Origin of the sequence: Oleisolibacter albus (assembly GCF_003336875.1) — a bacterium.
Classification (GTDB): domain Bacteria; phylum Pseudomonadota; class Alphaproteobacteria; order Azospirillales; family Azospirillaceae; genus Niveispirillum; species Niveispirillum album.
Genome location: NZ_QGNJ01000007.1, coordinates 64,562 through 79,695, shown reverse-complemented (window position 1 = coordinate 79,695; position 15,134 = coordinate 64,562). Strand labels below are relative to the sequence as shown.

Genomic DNA, 15,134 nt, shown 5'->3' with positions numbered 1-15,134 from the left:
CCCCTCCTGGTCGAAGGGCCGGGGGGAGGGCAAGGAGGGTCGCCTCCCGCGACCGCCGGCACGAAGACCGGCGGGCGGGGACGATCAATCACCAACCCCGGGCGCACGATCGCCCGGACTCAAGGGAGCAAGAAATAATGTCTCAGGCTAAGACACGGGCGTGGCGGAACAAGACCGGCCTTCTCTGCACGGCGGCGGCCCTGCTGATGGCTGGTGCGGCGGTGGCTCCGGCGCAGGCGGCGGATAAGGGCCTTCCCGGCACCTTCGACGATCTGCAGCTGAACTTCTTCGGGTACATGCGCTCCGGCGTGGGCGGCAGCGGCAGCGGCGGCGACCAGGCCTGCTTCCAGGTCCCCGGCTCGCGCGCCAAGTACCGTCTCGGCAACGAGTGCGAGACCTACGGCGAAGTGGGTCTGGGTGGGCGTCTGGCCGAGCTGAAGAACGGCCCGAAGTTCGACCTGAACATCATGTATGCCTTCTCCGTCCAGGGCGAGAACGACTGGGAAGAGACTGATCCGGCCTTCCGTCAGGTCTGGGTCGGCGCCACCAACGTCATCCCCAGCGATCCGGATGCCCGTTTCTGGGCCGGCAAGCGCTTCTATCAGCGCCATGACGTGCACATCAACGACTTCTACTACTGGGATGCCTCGGGTCCGGGCGCCGGTATCGAGAACGTCAATGTGGGCATCGGCAAGCTGTCCTACGCCTACTTCCGTAATTCCAACGACGAGGCGATCGAGTACAACTTCACCGATACGCTCGGCATCATCCGCAATATCAAGAACGGCACGACCCAGAACAATGACCGCGCCGTCAGCCGCCATGACATCCGTCTGGGCGACATCGCGGTCAATCCGGGTGGCAAGCTGACCGTCGGTGGCGATGTCCGCTTCTCCGAGGAGCATCGCGACAATTTCGACGGCAAGAACGGCTTCATGCTGACCGCCCTGCACCAGCAGGAACTGCCGAACGGCGGCTTCAACCATCTGGCCCTGCAGTATGGCCAGGGCGCTGGCGTGACGCTGAGCAGCGCCTCCGACGACACGGCCGGCAGCGGTCAGAAGACCTACCGCATCGTTGAAGCCCTGACGCTGGAGCCGGCGCCGCAATGGTCGGCCATGTTCACCGGCGTCTACGAGTGGCGCAAGGACTACACCGTGGACGGCGCCAAGAACTGGCTGTCGCTGGGTGCGCGTCCGATGTACCACTTCAACGACTACATCGCCCTGGCCGCCGAAATCGGCTACGACCAGACCAAGGCGGACAATGGCGGCGGCACCCGTCGTCTGATGAAGTACACGCTGTCGCCGATGATCAAGGCCGGCGGCAAGTTCTTCGACCGTCCGGAAATCCGCCTGTTCGTCAGCTACTACGACTGGAACGACAATGCCCGCGACGCTGGGCTGAACGCGTTCGGCGACAGCGCGACGAAGAAGGATGCCGTGAGCTTCGGCGCCCAGGTCGAAGCCTGGTGGTAAGCGTTTAAGCGGAACGGCCCCGCCCGCTGGTGACAGGGGGCGGGGCCGTTTTGTTTTCGCCAAGCCAGGAACATCCGGGATGGAGCAACCGATCCCTATGTCCGCCACTGAGGCGGATGTGAGCAGCCGGCGGGCTGAAACCGCACGCTGGTCCGTTTTCTTCGTCTTTTTCATCAACGGGTTCGTCTTCGCCAACTGGGTGCCGCGCGTGGCCGAGGTCCGTACCCGCCTCGCTGCGTCCGAAGGCGAAATGGGGCTGGCCCTGCTGGGCATCGCCGCCGGAGCGCTGGTGGCCATGCCGCTGGCCGGTTGGCTGGCCGACCGTATCGGCACCCGCACTGTCTGTCTTGTCGCCGTCACCCTGCTGGGGCTGGTGCTGCCGCTGCCGGGTCTGGCGCCCAGCCTGCCGCTGTTGGCGGCCGCCCTGGTCTTGTTCGGCATGAGCAGCGGTGCCCTCGACGTGGCGATGAATGTGCAAGGGGCGGAGGTGGAAAAGCGCCTGGGCCGCCCCGTCTTCGCCGGATTCCATGGGGGATTCAGCCTGGGTGGACTGGCCGGCGCGGCCGTGGCGGCGCTGGCCGCGGGTGCGGGATTACCGCCCTCGACACAGTTCCTGCTGGTCGGGCCGTTGGCGGCCCTCTGCGGGTTTCTGGCCTGCCGGCCCATGCTGCGCCGGGCGGCACGGGCCGGGCAGGAGGGATTCCATCCCGCGGCCCTCAAGGGATTGGGCGCCCTCTCGCTGATCGCCTTCTGCTGCCTGCTGGGTGAGGGTGTGGTGGCGGATTGGAGTGCCATCCTGCTGGCCGACTGGCGTCAGGCCGGGCCGGTGACCGCCGGGGCGGCTTTCGCCCTGTTCTCCTGCACCATGGCCATCGGCCGGCTGGCCGGGGACCGGATCATCGCCCGTCTCGGCGCCGAGCGGGTGCTGGCCGGGGGTGGTGCGCTGGCTGCGTCGGGCCTTCTGCTGGCTGCCGCCATCCCGTCGGCTGCGGCCACGGTGATTGGGTTCGGTCTGGTCGGGGCCGGCCTGTCCTGTATCTTCCCCCTGACATTGCTGCTGGCGGCCAAGGCCGCCGGCCCCTCCGCCGGTGTCGCCATCGCCGCCGTGTCCACCGTCGGCTATTTCGCCTTCCTGGGCGGGCCGCCCGGCGTCGGCTTCCTGGCGGAACTGGTCACGCTGCCCTGGGCCCTCGGTCTGGTGGGTCTGCTGCTGGCGTCCATCCCGATCCTGCGCCGGCGGGTGGCCTGACCGGCGCGCAGAGGTGGCAGCGCCGCCGCCCCTTGGGAGGGGCGGGGGGCAATGGGTGAAGCGCTGTCCGGGCGCACAGTCCTATTGTATGGCCACGACGTTACCTCCCTAGCGATCGGGCACGGGGGCGGGCGCCGACCCCGCTTCCGTGCCCGATGGCAGCCATCCAAGGGAGGACAACAAAAATGGAACTGCGCGGAATTCTGGGGGCGGCGGCAACGGCGGCGCTGCTGGTGGCCGGCGGGCTGACGGCCGGGGCGGCCAAGGCGGCCACGGTCGTCATCTCCTGCGGGGCGCTGGGGCAGGAACTGGCCATCTGCCAGCAGGGGGCGGACGCCTGGGCCAGGAAGACCGGCAATCAGGTCAAGGTGGTCTCCACCCCCAGCTCGGCCACCGAGCGTCTGGCGCTCTATCAGCAGATGCTGGCCGCCGGCTCCGGCGACATCGACGTCTACCAGATCGATGTCATCTGGCCCGGGGTGCTGGGGCAGCATTTCGAGGACCTGTCCAAGGCCGTGGGCAAGGACATCCTGGATCAGCACTTCCCCAGCATCGTCAAGAACAACACGGTGGATGGACGGCTGGTGGGCATGCCCTGGTTCACCGATGCCGGGCTGCTCTATTACCGCAAGGATCTGCTGGACAAGTACAAGCGGCCGGTGCCGGCCACCTGGGCGGATCTGGCGGAAACCGCGCGGATCGTCATGGAGGGGGAGCGCAAGGCCGGCAATGCCCGCATGCAGGGCTTCGTCTTCCAGGGCAAGGCCTATGAGGGCCTGACCTGCAACGCCCTGGAATGGATCGACAGCAATGGCGGCGGCACCATCGTCGAAGCTGACGGCAAGATCTCGGTGACCCGGCCGCAGGCGGTCGCCGCCTTGAAGCAGGCCGCGGGCTGGATGGGCAAGATCGCCCCCACCGGCACGCTGAACTATGGCGAGGAGGAGGCGCGCGGCGTTTTCCAGTCCGGCGACGCCGTGTTCATGCGCAACTGGCCCTATGCCTGGGCCCTGGCGCAGGGGGCCGACAGTCCGGTGAAGGACAAGGTCGGCGTGGCTCCGCTGCCCAAGGGCGGCGACCAGGGCAAGAATTCCGGCACGCTGGGCGGCTGGCAGCTGGCCGTGTCGAAGTACTCCCGCAACAAGGAGGCGGCCATCGACCTCGTGAAGTATCTGGCCAGTCCGGAGGAGCAGAAGCGGCGTGTGCTCCAGGGGGCGTTCCTGCCCACCATCAAGGCCCTGTACCAGGATCAGGACGCCATCAAGTCCGTGCCGATCATGAAGGACCTGTACGGCACCCTGACCAGCGCCGTGGCCCGGCCGGCCACCGTGACCGGTGACCGCTACAATCAGGTCTCCACCGAGTTCTTCACCGCGGTCCACGCCGTTCTCACCGGCCAGCGTCCGGCGGAAGAGGCGATGAAGGATCTCGACCAGCGCCTGACCCGGCTCGGCCGTGGCGGCCGCTGGTAGGCGGTGTTGCCGCCGCCCGCCCCGGCTCGGGACCGGGGCGGGTTTGGCGGGCTAGGCTGTCGCGCGCTGTTTCAGCGCGGCCAGTTCGGCCAGGAAGCGGTCGGCCGCGATTTCCGGCGCCCAGGGCTCCCAAGGGGCGCCGCCATACAGGGGCAGCAGCGGGTCTTCATCCAGCGGTTTCAGCGGGATCTTCAGCGTGCGCCGGATTTCGTCACGCGTCCACCCCGCCACATGCAGCGCCTCGCTGGCCGCGGCCACGCGGTCGGCCCGCTTGTGCGCCAGCTTCTCCTCGTCGCTCCAGGACACCAGCCCATAGCGCAGGAAGATGGCGGCCTGCAACCGCTGGGTCATGGCTTTGAAATCCGGTCCCAGGAACGGCTTGATCACCGAAATCGGGTCGAATCCCAGCAGCCCCTCGTCGGCGTCGTGCAGCAGCTCGCGCAGTTCCTGCCGCACATCCAGGGGGTGGCGTGCCTGCTGGCGCGACAGGGTCAGCACCAGCAGCGAATGCTGGGCCACCGACAATGGCCGCGGCCAGACGGAATGGCCGCCCCAGCGGTAGGTGCGGGCCAGCCCCAGGGCCAGATCGGCATCGTCCCAATCGAACGGCGTCGGATCCAGCAGGTCCAGGCGCTTCCTGGAGGGCAATCTTACCCATGCCCGTGGCCTTGCCGTCATACTCTGTCACATCCCGTCGGCGGAATTGCTCCCCGCCCGCGATAGCGCGCCGGGAAGGCCAGCGTCAATGCCCATGCCCATGCCCTCTCGGCCGGGAAGGTCAGCCCGTCGGCCGCGACCAATCCCTGCCTTCCTGACCCAATCGTTCAGGGTGGGCTGAACAGCCCACTTTTGCCGCGAGCGACAGGATGGCCCGCCAATGCGAGCCGTGCTGACCCTCATTGTCCAACATCAGCCACGCCGCGGTCGCGCACCTCAGGCAAGAACCTGTTCGTCGTCTGGCTCATGATGCTCCGGTCCATGGGGGGGGCGAGCTCCGGCAAACCCGGCACGGTTCACATCGGGCCATCGCCACCGATGCTCATCGGCGTCGGGGGCACCTGTAATGAAAGCCACTGTGGCGACGGGCCTGGCTGCTCGGTCTCCCGGCGTGCGTCAGATCAGCCCGGCCAGGGCCAGCATGGGGCGGAGCAGCGGTACGGCGTTGGCGCTGGCGGCGAGATCTGGCAGCGCCGTCTGTGGCACCACGCGCAGGGCGCTGTACTCGTCGCTGCCCGTCTGGCGCCAGCGCTGGTCGACCAGCGCGAAGGGCAGGGGGGTGGTCAGGCACAGCAGCAGGTCCACCAGTCCCGTGTCCGTCTGCTCCAGGGCACCGATCAACCGGGTTTCGTCCAGATCGGCCGGAGTCAGCCCCAACTCCTCCCGCAATTCCGCGTGGATCTGCGCCACCGGGTCTGGCCGGTCCAAACCGCCGGACGGCGGCGGCTCCCAGCGGCCGGCGTCGGTGGCCACGCTGCCGGCCCGCCGCCCGAGCACCAGCCCCTCTGGGCACAGCAGCAGGCCGGAAACGGCGGCCTGCCGGATGTCCAGCCCCCGGTGGCGCAGCTCGGGTTCCAGGCAGCGCGCCAGGGCGTGGCGGAACTGGCCGGGCCGCAGCACCAGCCGGTCGGGGGCGATGCCGGCCACACCATAGACCGGTCCGTCGAACAGGCGTCCGCTGCTGGCGGCCTGCCGTTCGCCCCAGATCCGCGCCACCTCGGCCTCGATTCCGGCGTCATAGGTCAACGGCTCCGGTTCCACGCACATGGTGGGGTGCGGCGTCAGGGCATGGGCAAGGACGGGGACTGCGGGGATGATCGGGCGGGACAAGCGGCGGGCCTCCATGGCATGAAGGGGACGGTAGCAACTTGCCCCGTCCTGGAGAAGCCGTGACCACCGCCGGCCCCCGGCCGCTGCCCGCCGAGATCGGGTTCGAACCCGCCCGCCCCGATGCCGCCGACGCCCGGCTGGTGATGGCGTGGCGCAACGATCCCGTTTCGCTGGCCGCCGCTTACCACCCCAGGCCGAAGCTCTGGCCGGACTTTCTGGAGGAATTCCGCAGCACCTATTTCACGGCGGTGCCGGGGCCGGTCTTCGCCGTCCATCTGGGCCGGCGCATCGGCTTCCTGCGGCTGGAGCCGGCGGACCATCCGCCGCGGTCCGGCCGCTTCGTGGAAATCGGCATCAATCTGGCGCCCGACAGCCGCGGCCGTGGCCTGGGTGTGGCGGTGCTCCTGGCCCTGGACGGGCATCTGCGTGCCCAGGGCGTCGATGGGGTCATGGCCGAGGTACGGGCTGGCAACGCCGCCTCGCTGCGCGCCTTCGCCGCTGCCGGCTACCAGGATCTGGGACCGGCGGTGGTGCTGGTGGCCGACACCGGCGAACAGGCCGCCATCGTCCGCTTCATGAAGGATCTGCGGCCATGAGCAGCGGGCGGCGCGGCCTGTTCCTGGATCTGGACGGCACCCTGGCCGACAGCATCGGCGCCCTGCGCGGGGTCTATCACGCTTTCCTGGCCCGCCATGGCGCCACCGGCACGGAGGAGGAGTTCCAGCGCCTCAACGGCCCCCCGCTCTCCGCCATCGTGGCCGAACTGATGTCCCGGCACGGATTGCCCGGTGACCATGGTGCGCTGATGCGGCTCTATGCCGACATGGCCCGCGATGCGCTCACCATGGTCCCGCCGGCTCCGGAAGCCGCGGCGGTGTTGGTCCGGGCGGCGGACCGGGGCTGGAAGGTGGCCGTGGTCACATCCTCCACCCACGCCCATACGCAGGCCTGGCTGCGGCAGGTCGGGTTGGAGGGAGCTGTCGATCTTGTGGTGGGCGGTGACGATGTCGGCTGCGGCAAGCCCGACCCGGAACCGTACCGCACCGCCCTGGCCCGGCTGGGCTGTGATCCTGCCGCCTCGCTGGCGCTGGAGGACGGGGCGCAGGGGGCGATGGCGGCCCTGGCCGCCGGCCTGCCGACCTTCGTGCTGATGCGGGCGGTGCCGCCGGCCCTGGCCGGGCATGCGGGACTGCGCGGCCGCCTCGACCGCTTCGCCGCCATCGCCGAATTCCTGTGATTGTCCTGGGACATGGCGTGCTTGGACATGGCATCCCCGATGGATTAGGCTTAAGGAATCCGATGGCGCCGATGGGCGCATCGGTTCCTGCCTCCGGCCTTTCCCGGCCGGTTCTCACTGGGTAGCCATCGTGACTGGTCGGTCCGTTTCCGGCGTTTCCCCTGCTCCTGTCGCGGTCCTCGGCCTCGGCTCCATCGGCCTCCGCCATGCCCGCAATCTGCTGGCGCTCGGACGCGGGGTGGTCGGCTTCGATCCCTCGCCCGACCGGCGGACCCTGCTGGTCCAGGCCGGTGGACGGGCCGTGGAGTCGCGGGATCAGGCCCTGGCCGCTGCCGGTGCCGCCCTGATCGCCAGTCCCAACCGCTTCCATCTGGCCGACCTGGATGCCGCCATCACCGCCGGCCTGCCGGCCTTCGTCGAGAAGCCGCTGGCCCATGACCCGGATGCCGCGGCCGCCGTGCTGGGCCGGGCGGCCGCGGCCGGACTGGTGGTCTTCGCCGGGCTGAACATGCGCTTTAATCCGGTGGTGCGGCAGGCGCGGTGCATCATTGCCGCGGGCGGCATCGGCCGTCTGCTCTGGGGCCGTCTGATCTGCGCCTCCTACCTGCCGGCCTGGCGACCCTGGCAGGATTACCGGGCCGGCTATACCGCCGACGCCGGCACTGGCGGGGTGCTGTTCGACATCATCCATGAATTCGACCTGGCCTGGCACCTGTTGGGTCCGGCCCGTACCGTCGCGGCCTTGGCCCGGCGCAGCGGTTTGCTCGACATGCCGTCGGAGGACATGGCCGACATCGTGCTGGACCATGCGGACGGAGCCCGCTCGACCATCCATCTGGATTATGTGACGCGGCCCGACCGCCGGGCGACGGAGATCGTCGGGACGGAGGGCCTGCTGGAGCTGGATCTGCTGGGCCGCCGCCTGCGCCATTTCGGCGCGGATGGGAGGGTTCTGGTCGATGCCGTGCTGCCCGGCAGCGATGATGAGGATTATGTGGACGAGATGCGGGCCTTCCTGGACGCCATCGACCGGGGAACCGCACCCGTCTGTGACGGGCGGGAGGCCCTGGCCGTGCTGGACCAGGTCATCGCCGCCCGCCGTCTTGCCAACCTTCCCGACGCAGCCAAGAGCAAGTCGCCATGACGACCGTCGCCATCATCCAGGCCCGTATGGGCTCGACCCGCCTGCCGCAGAAGATCCTGGCCGATCTGGCCGGACGAGAGGTCCTGTCCTGGGTCGTCCGGGCCGCCCAGTCCATTCCCGGTGTCGATCGCGCCGTGGTGGCGACCACCGTCGCTTCCAGCGATGATCCGGTGGCCGCCTGGTGTGCCGAGCGCGGCATCCCCTGTCATCGCGGCTCCGAGCAGGATGTGCTGGCCCGCTACGCGCAGGCGGCTCTGGTTGAAGGCGCGGACATCGTCCTGCGGCTGACAGGGGACTGCCCGTTCCTCGACCCCGCCATCTGCGGTCAGGTGCTGCGCCTGCTGAAGGAAACCGGGGCCGACTACGCCACCAACCAGAGCCCGCCCACCTGGCCCGATGGCCTCGACTGTGAGGTGATGACGGCGGCCGCCCTGAAGACGGCGCATCTGGAGGCGACTCGTCCTTCCGACCGGGAGCATGTCACGGCCTTCCTGGCCAACAACCGTCACCGTTTCAAGGTCCGCAACCTGACCTGTGCCGTGCCCGGTCTGGCGGCCCATCGCTGGACCGTGGACGAGCCCGCCGATCTGGCCTATCTCCGCGCCATCGCCGCCCATCTGCCGGCGGACCGCGTGCCGTCGCACCTGGACATCCTGTCGGTGCTGGACAGCGTGCCCGGCCTGCGCCAGCAGCAGGCGCCGGCCGTCCGTGACGAAGGTTTTGCCAAGTCTCTGGCCGACGAGGTGGGCACCGTCACAGCCACGGATTTCTCTACCTCCAATGCCTTGTTGGAGCGGGCACTGAAGGTCATCCCGCTGGGCAGCCAGACCTTCAGCAAGAGCTGGATCCAGTTTCCGACCGGCGCCTCTCCGCTGTTCCTCACCCATGGTGAGGGCGGGCGCGTCTGGGACGTGGACGGCAACGAATATGTGGACCTGATCAGCGGCCTGCTGCCGGTGGTCCTCGGCTACCATGATCCCGATGTGGATCAGGCCGTGCGCGATCAGATGCTGAACGGCGTCAGCTACAGTCTGGCGACGGCGCTGGAGACCGAGCTGGCCGAGCGGCTGGTGGAGATCATCCCCTGCGCCGAGATGGTGCGCTATGGCAAGAACGGCACCGACGCCACCTCGGCCGCCATCCGTCTGGCCCGCGCCTATACGGGCCGCGATCATGTCCTGGTCTGCGGCTACCATGGCTGGCAGGACTGGTATATCGGCTCGACCACACGCCACAAGGGCGTGCCCAAGGCCGTGCGTGCCCTGACCCATGCCGTGCCCTACAACGATCTGAACGCCATCAGAAGCGTGCTGGAGCAGCATGCCGGCGACGTCGCGGCCCTGATCCTGGAACCCATGTCGGTCGTCGAGCCGGCGCCGGGCTTCCTGGAGGAGTTGAAGGCCTTGGTGCACAAGCATGGCGCCCTGCTGGTGTTCGACGAGGTCATCACCGGTTTCCGCTTCTCCCTCGGCGGCGCGCAGCAGCTGTTCGGCGTCACGCCGGATCTGGCCAGTTTCGGCAAGGCCATGGCCAACGGCTTCCCCATCTCCGCCGTGGTCGGCCGTGCCGATGTCATGCGGGAGATGGAGGAGATCTTCTTCTCCGGCACCTTCGGCGGCGAGGCCCTGTCCCTGGCGGCCAGCATCGCCACCATCGACAAGATGCGGCGGGAGCCGGTGATCGAACGCCTGTGGAGCACGGGCAAGACGGTGGCCGATGGCGTGTGCAACGCCATCACCGCGGCCGGGCTGGACGGGATCTTCGCCCCCATCGGTCTGGCTCCCTGGAGCATTCTTTCCATCGACGACCATCCCAAGGCCCGCAAGGAGGCGATCCGGACCCGCTTCCTGATGGAAATCCTGAAGCGGGGCGTGCTGACGGCCGGCAACCACAATGTCACCTACGCCCACACCGCTGTGGACGTGGCCCAGGTCCTGGCGGGCTACCGTGCGGCCCTGGATGTGGTGGCTGAGGAACTGGCGACCGGGCAGTTGGAGGCCCGCCTCGGCCGTCCGGCCATCGAGTCCATCTTCAAGGTACGCTGAGGGCGGGCGGCGATGCGCCTGCACACACCCCTTGCCACGCCGCGGCTGCTGTTGCGGACCCTGACCGCGGCGGATGTGGGGCCACGCTATCTCGGCTGGCTCCGGGATGCGGAGGTCACCCGTTTCCTGGAAGTGCGCCACGGCGACCGCAGCGCCGCCGCCACCCTTGCCTTCGTGGAGGAGGCGAACGCCAGCCCGGACACGCTGCTGCTGGGCATGGTGCTGCGCGAGGGCGGCCTGCATGTGGGCAACATCAAGCTCGGCCCCATCGACCCGTATCACCGCCGGGCCGATCTGGGGCTGATGCTGGGGGAGCGTGCCTGCTGGGGGCAGGGTCTGGCGGCGGAGGCCATTGCCGCCCTGACCGGCTATGCGTTCGAGATGCTCGGACTGAACAAGGTCACGGCCAGTTGTTATGGCAACAACGAGGGATCCCGCCGGGCCTTCCTCAAGGCGGGCTTCCACGAAGCGGCCCGCCGCCCGCGCCACTGGCTCTGCGAGGGCGACTGGCAGGATGATATCCTGCTGGAGATCTTGACCCCGGTCTGAACGATCGGCTGGGGACCGCCGTCCGGGGCGGCCGGAACCCGCTCGGTCAGGGGAGGGAGCGCGGTGTGAGCTCCCCGGTCCCGTTCAGATCATCACGCCGAAGGCTCCGTCCTCGGCTTCCAGCTCGTCGGCAAGGCCGTAGGCTTCCCGCTCCGCCCGTTCCAGCATGTCCAGATACAGATTGCGCAAGGTGTTGAACACCTCCTTGCGGCGCGACTGGTCTTCCAGCCGGTTCAACACGGACTGGAAGGTCTGGGACATGGTGGTCAGCGATCCGCGCAACAGCCGGCGTGCATATTGCCGGCGGAAGGACAGGTGGCTGTACTGGTTCACCTGATCCAGCGCGTGCATCAACGTGTGGTCCCAATCATCCGCTTTGACCAGGGACTCGGTCAGGAACTTGATCAATTCCTGCACGCCGTCACGCACCTCGGAGCTGAGCCAGGCCGTCTCGAACCGTTCGCGGGTGTAGACGGGGAACTGTTGCACCAGGGCGGTCAGATGTTCCGCCTTCTCCACCACCGGCTGCGCCATGCGGACATAGCCGGGACGGGCCGGCATGGCGCCGTCGATGCGCACGCCGTTGCTGAGATTGTAGACCTTGGTCTGGCTGGCCTGCCCCGTCGCCAGACGGATCTGCTCCTCCAGGTTCAGGCGCTGGCGCACCAGCGTCTGGTCGGTGAAGACGGTGGTGCCGTAATTGCCGCGCACGGGGATGGTCAGCTCGCGCGGAGTGACGCCCCAGGCGTCGGGATTGCGGGTGGTGCGCTTGGGATCGGCCGAGCCCAGATCGACACCGCAGAGATACACTTCCGGCGCCTGCAGGCGCATGGCCAGCGAGAAAGCGGTGTTGGTGACGGTCGGGCCTTCGTGGTTCAGGATCTCGTCATCCCGGTCAACGAAGACGCCCACGGGCGACAGCGGCGCACGGAAGAAATAGATGGTGTCCTTGAAGAAGCTGTCGATGCCCGGCCAGACCGTGGTCGTCATCACGGCATAGATGTCCGACAGGTCGGTCTCCTTCTGGAGCTCGACATGCATGTCGTACACTTCCTTGGCCCGTTCCAGATTGCAGTGGAAATCGGGCTTGATCCCCGCTCGGGTCAGGATGCGCAACGCCGAGCCACAGCTGATGATGATGGCGCGGTCCTTGTTCTCGCGGATGAAGTCCAGGCTGGCCGTCACCGAGGGGCCGGAGGCCACGACGATGACCGGCAGCTTGCAGCTTTCGCTGACATGACCCAGCACCCGCCGCGTCCCGGATTGCAGATTCCGGAACGTGTTCTTCATCATGTTGATTTCATCGACGATGAAACCGAAGAAGGAGGCGAACTGGGCCGTCCGCTGCGTATGGAACTCCGCCGCGGCAATGCGCAACGGTGCCTCGCAGGGGGTGTGGACATAGCTGATCATGCCATCGATGGCCAGGTTGCACTCGGCTGCCACGGTTCCGGCCACGGTGCGATAGATTTCGACCGCAGACAGCGCCATGTTCAGCAGGACCTTGCCACCCCAGGATTCCGCGGTCCGGTACAACTTTTCCCAATCCATCAGGAAGCAGGAGAAGTAGACGAGATCGATGTCGATCTCGCAGAGCAGCAGGACCCGCGGGCGGTGGTATTCGAGGATCTGTAACAGGTCCGTGCCCAACCCCATGCCATACAGAACGACGAAATAGGGATTCTGCACCTTGGGCAGGGTGCTCAGCTTGATGCCGTTGCTTTCCAGATAGTCAAAGACATCGACCAGGAAATCGTCGGAATGGGCGTCCTGGTCACGATCGTCATAATACTGGGTCGGCCAGTCAAACGTCGGCAGCGCCGCGCGCCGTTTCTTCGAAAAAAGGCGGGGAGCCTCGGGGATCGTACTGGCGCCGCCGATCACGATCTGCTGCGGACTCAGCATGGCCTTCTTGGCCTGTGCTTCGTTCTCGGCCCGGCCCCCGGTGGGATACATCAGCCCGTTGGGTCCGCGGACATTCACCTCTCCATCCGGGTACCAGAGCAGCTGCTTGGTCGGCTTGTAGGTCAGGAAGCCCTGGTAAAGCGACGGCAAGGCCCGGGCGAAGAAGCGCATATTGCGCTCGAACAGGTCGATGGCCTCCAGCGGCGGCACCTGGCTGGGGTCCGCCGCAGAAGGGGCGGGGGCGGCCGGGGGCGTTTGCTCGGTCATGCAACGACTACCTGATCAAGGGGTGGGCAAAGGAAAGGCCGGTCAGACCCTGGCTTCGACGGCGGACAGGGCAGCCATCCACATATCCCAGTCCGTCACATCCAGCACATGCAGGCGGACGGTGTCGGAGCCAAGAAGCGCCTCGGCCAGCCGGGTATGTGCGGCGACGATGGTTCCGGCACCATAGACGGCACCGAATGCGGGGCGCCCCTGGGCCAGCGCCAGGAAGCAGCCGACGCCATAGGTCCCCATATAGACCTTTCCGGCACCCAATGTGGCGGCAACGGCGGCCAGGGACAGTTCCGGCGAGACATCGTCGGTTGACAGGGCCAGGACATTGTCGCGTGGCGAAGGGACGAACGGGTTCTCCGCCCCGCCATCGACCAGGGCCGAGACATCCAGCAGGGACCGGCCCAACTGGCCCGCCGCGGCAGCAAGACTGTTGGCGAAGTTCTCGGTCAGTGGCGAGGGAACGAAATAGGGCCGTTGCTGGAAGCTGCTGACGATGTCGCACGCCGGTACCGCGCCCTCCGGCGCCGCCTTCCAGTTGGCGGGATAGGGCGACAGGAACGCCAGGGCGTGTTCGACGGGCATCTGCCCGGCCCAATAGGGATGCAGGATGTCGAACATGGCCAGCGGGTGAAGCACCTTCACGCTGTCCAATCCCAGGGCTTCGCGGCAGGCATTGACCACGGCGGCATCCTGGCTGCGGATGGTTGCCTGCAAGGTGAAGCCCGTGGCGGCGACACGCTCCGCCTGCAACCGTGTCACGGTTCCGGCATCACTGTTTTCCGACACATCCCAGCATCGGGCGGCCAGGCCGGCATACCAGCTGCTGGCGCCGCCATGGGACACCGCGATGCACCGGGCCGGATCGATCCCGTATTGGGACAGCACCTTGCGCAGGAACGGAATCCAGTACAGCACCTCGAACTCCGGCTCGCCCAGCCAGGGGCCGAGCAGAACCGGACCGGCGCTGGAGGCAAGATCGCTCAACCGTTGGGCGATGCGGGTATGAGCCCGCTCCAGAGCCGTTGCCTGATAGCGGCGCGCCTCCTTCTCCAGCCCGAGCTTCTGGGCATGGTGGGCCAGGACATAAAGCGGGACATGGTCGTCGGTCTGGTACTGGGCCATGCGGCGGAGCAGCGGAAGCGCGCTCTCGGTTACGCCGTTGGCATAGAGCATCTGCGCGACCGCCCGGGACGGGATCTGGTCGGACGCCCCCATCTCCGACAGCTTACGGGCCGCCTCCACCGCCTTGTCGAACTGCGCGACGGTGATGGCGCTGGTCACGATATCCGCAAGGGCGGAGATGTCATTGCTCATTCGCTGTCTGCCCATCCAGAGAAGACGGGGTTTCCCCCGTGCGGCTGGTTCCGGCGCCCCACGCCGGATGCCGGTCAAAGACCGGTTCGGAGCCTGCGCCGCTGCAACCCCGATGCTTCAGAAATAGGCATGCAATTCAGCAGAATGTCCACTCCAAACGGGACAATTGAGGGGGCATCCGGGTGACATCCGCAGGCGCTGCAGCAGCGCCGTTCCGCGGCAAAATCATTCGGGGCGAAGCCTGCCCTTCCCCGTATGATGCGGATCGCCTCTTGTTCTTGCGCCTCCGCTTGATTAGGGTCGCTGCACCGATGGTTCCGCGCAAGCGGATGAAAAGGGAACGCGGTGGAGGCGATATTCGTCCAAGCCGCGGCTGCCCCCGCAACTGTAAGCGGTGAGCGGCGCCCATCAATGCCACTGGCAATCCGGGGAACCCGGTGCGCTGGGAAGGCTGGGCCGCCGCATTGACCCGTGAGCCAGGAGACCTGCCTCGGCAATGCGCTGCGTGGTCGCCGGGCGGGGTGTCCTGGGGGCGCGGGGTATCCCGTATCGCGCCGGCGCTGCGAAGGGGCGCGTGCCGGCCTGCCGTTCGGGAAGGGAGATCCCTGCCCGGATGCTGCCTGTGTCAACGACGC

The 15,134-nt window shown here is 67.7% G+C and carries 12 protein-coding genes and 1 riboswitch; of the genes, 8 read left to right on the top strand and 4 right to left on the bottom strand.

Going from position 1 to position 15,134, the window contains the following annotated elements; translation table 11 throughout:
* The first annotated feature begins 137 nt into the window (after positions 1 to 137).
* From DK368_RS11275 to DK368_RS11265, 3 genes are all read left to right on the top strand, one after another.
* On the top strand, positions 138 to 1,478 hold the full coding sequence (locus DK368_RS11275) for a maltoporin (protein WP_162305996.1): 1,341 nt from the start codon (positions 138 to 140) through the stop codon (positions 1,476 to 1,478).
* A 97-nt stretch (positions 1,479 to 1,575) separates the two neighbouring features.
* Entirely contained in the window at positions 1,576 to 2,727 is a 1,152-nt protein-coding gene (locus DK368_RS11270; protein ID WP_114394054.1) for an MFS transporter, read from the top strand.
* 185 nt (positions 2,728 to 2,912) lie between these two features.
* On the top strand, positions 2,913 to 4,199 hold the full coding sequence (locus tag DK368_RS11265; protein ID WP_114394053.1) for an ABC transporter substrate-binding protein: 1,287 nt from the start codon (positions 2,913 to 2,915) through the stop codon (positions 4,197 to 4,199).
* 51 nt (positions 4,200 to 4,250) lie between these two features.
* On the opposite strand, the gene DK368_RS11260 is transcribed toward DK368_RS11265, so the two are convergent.
* Positions 4,251 to 4,847 (bottom strand): HD family hydrolase, encoded by a 597-nt coding sequence (locus DK368_RS11260; RefSeq protein WP_205028169.1) that lies wholly within the window; start codon positions 4,845 to 4,847, stop codon positions 4,251 to 4,253.
* Positions 4,848 to 5,312: 465 nt separating this feature from the next.
* Positions 5,313 to 6,026: an NUDIX hydrolase gene (locus DK368_RS11255; RefSeq protein ID WP_155524553.1), complete on the bottom strand. Its 714-nt coding sequence runs from the start codon at positions 6,024 to 6,026 to the stop codon at positions 5,313 to 5,315.
* A 59-nt stretch (positions 6,027 to 6,085) separates the two neighbouring features.
* Between DK368_RS11255 and DK368_RS11250 the strand changes: the two genes are divergently transcribed.
* The 5 genes from DK368_RS11250 to DK368_RS11230 all read left to right on the top strand — a co-directional run bounded on the left by DK368_RS11250 (position 6,086) and on the right by DK368_RS11230 (position 11,001).
* Positions 6,086 to 6,622: a GNAT family N-acetyltransferase gene (locus DK368_RS11250; RefSeq protein ID WP_114394050.1), complete on the top strand. Its 537-nt coding sequence runs from the start codon at positions 6,086 to 6,088 to the stop codon at positions 6,620 to 6,622.
* Positions 6,619 to 7,263 carry an HAD family hydrolase gene (locus DK368_RS11245; RefSeq protein ID WP_114394049.1) on the top strand — a complete coding sequence of 215 codons (645 nt, stop codon included), beginning with the start codon at positions 6,619 to 6,621 and terminating at the stop codon, positions 7,261 to 7,263. The genes DK368_RS11250 and DK368_RS11245 overlap by 4 nt, the downstream gene beginning before the upstream one ends.
* A 130-nt stretch (positions 7,264 to 7,393) precedes the next feature.
* Positions 7,394 to 8,407 (top strand): Gfo/Idh/MocA family protein, encoded by a 1,014-nt coding sequence (locus tag DK368_RS11240; protein ID WP_162305995.1) that lies wholly within the window; start codon positions 7,394 to 7,396, stop codon positions 8,405 to 8,407.
* Positions 8,404 to 10,452 carry an aminotransferase class III-fold pyridoxal phosphate-dependent enzyme gene (locus tag DK368_RS11235; protein WP_205028167.1) on the top strand — a complete coding sequence of 683 codons (2,049 nt, stop codon included), beginning with the start codon at positions 8,404 to 8,406 and terminating at the stop codon, positions 10,450 to 10,452. The genes DK368_RS11240 and DK368_RS11235 overlap by 4 nt, the downstream gene beginning before the upstream one ends.
* A gap of 12 nt (positions 10,453 to 10,464) precedes the next feature.
* On the top strand, positions 10,465 to 11,001 hold the full coding sequence (locus DK368_RS11230) for a GNAT family N-acetyltransferase (RefSeq protein ID WP_114394047.1): 537 nt from the start codon (positions 10,465 to 10,467) through the stop codon (positions 10,999 to 11,001).
* An 84-nt stretch (positions 11,002 to 11,085) separates the two neighbouring features.
* On the opposite strand, the gene DK368_RS11225 is transcribed toward DK368_RS11230, so the two are convergent.
* Complete coding sequence (locus DK368_RS11225) at positions 11,086 to 13,173, bottom strand: motility associated factor glycosyltransferase family protein (RefSeq protein ID WP_114394046.1); 2,088 nt, start codon at positions 13,171 to 13,173, stop codon at positions 11,086 to 11,088.
* A 42-nt stretch (positions 13,174 to 13,215) separates the two neighbouring features.
* A complete protein-coding gene (locus DK368_RS11220) occupies positions 13,216 to 14,499 on the bottom strand; it encodes a tetratricopeptide repeat protein (RefSeq protein WP_114394045.1) in 1,284 nt (427 codons plus the stop codon).
* 294 nt (positions 14,500 to 14,793) lie between these two features.
* A riboswitch (cobalamin riboswitch) is annotated at positions 14,794 to 15,006 on the top strand.
* The last annotated feature ends 128 nt before the right edge of the window (positions 15,007 to 15,134 follow it).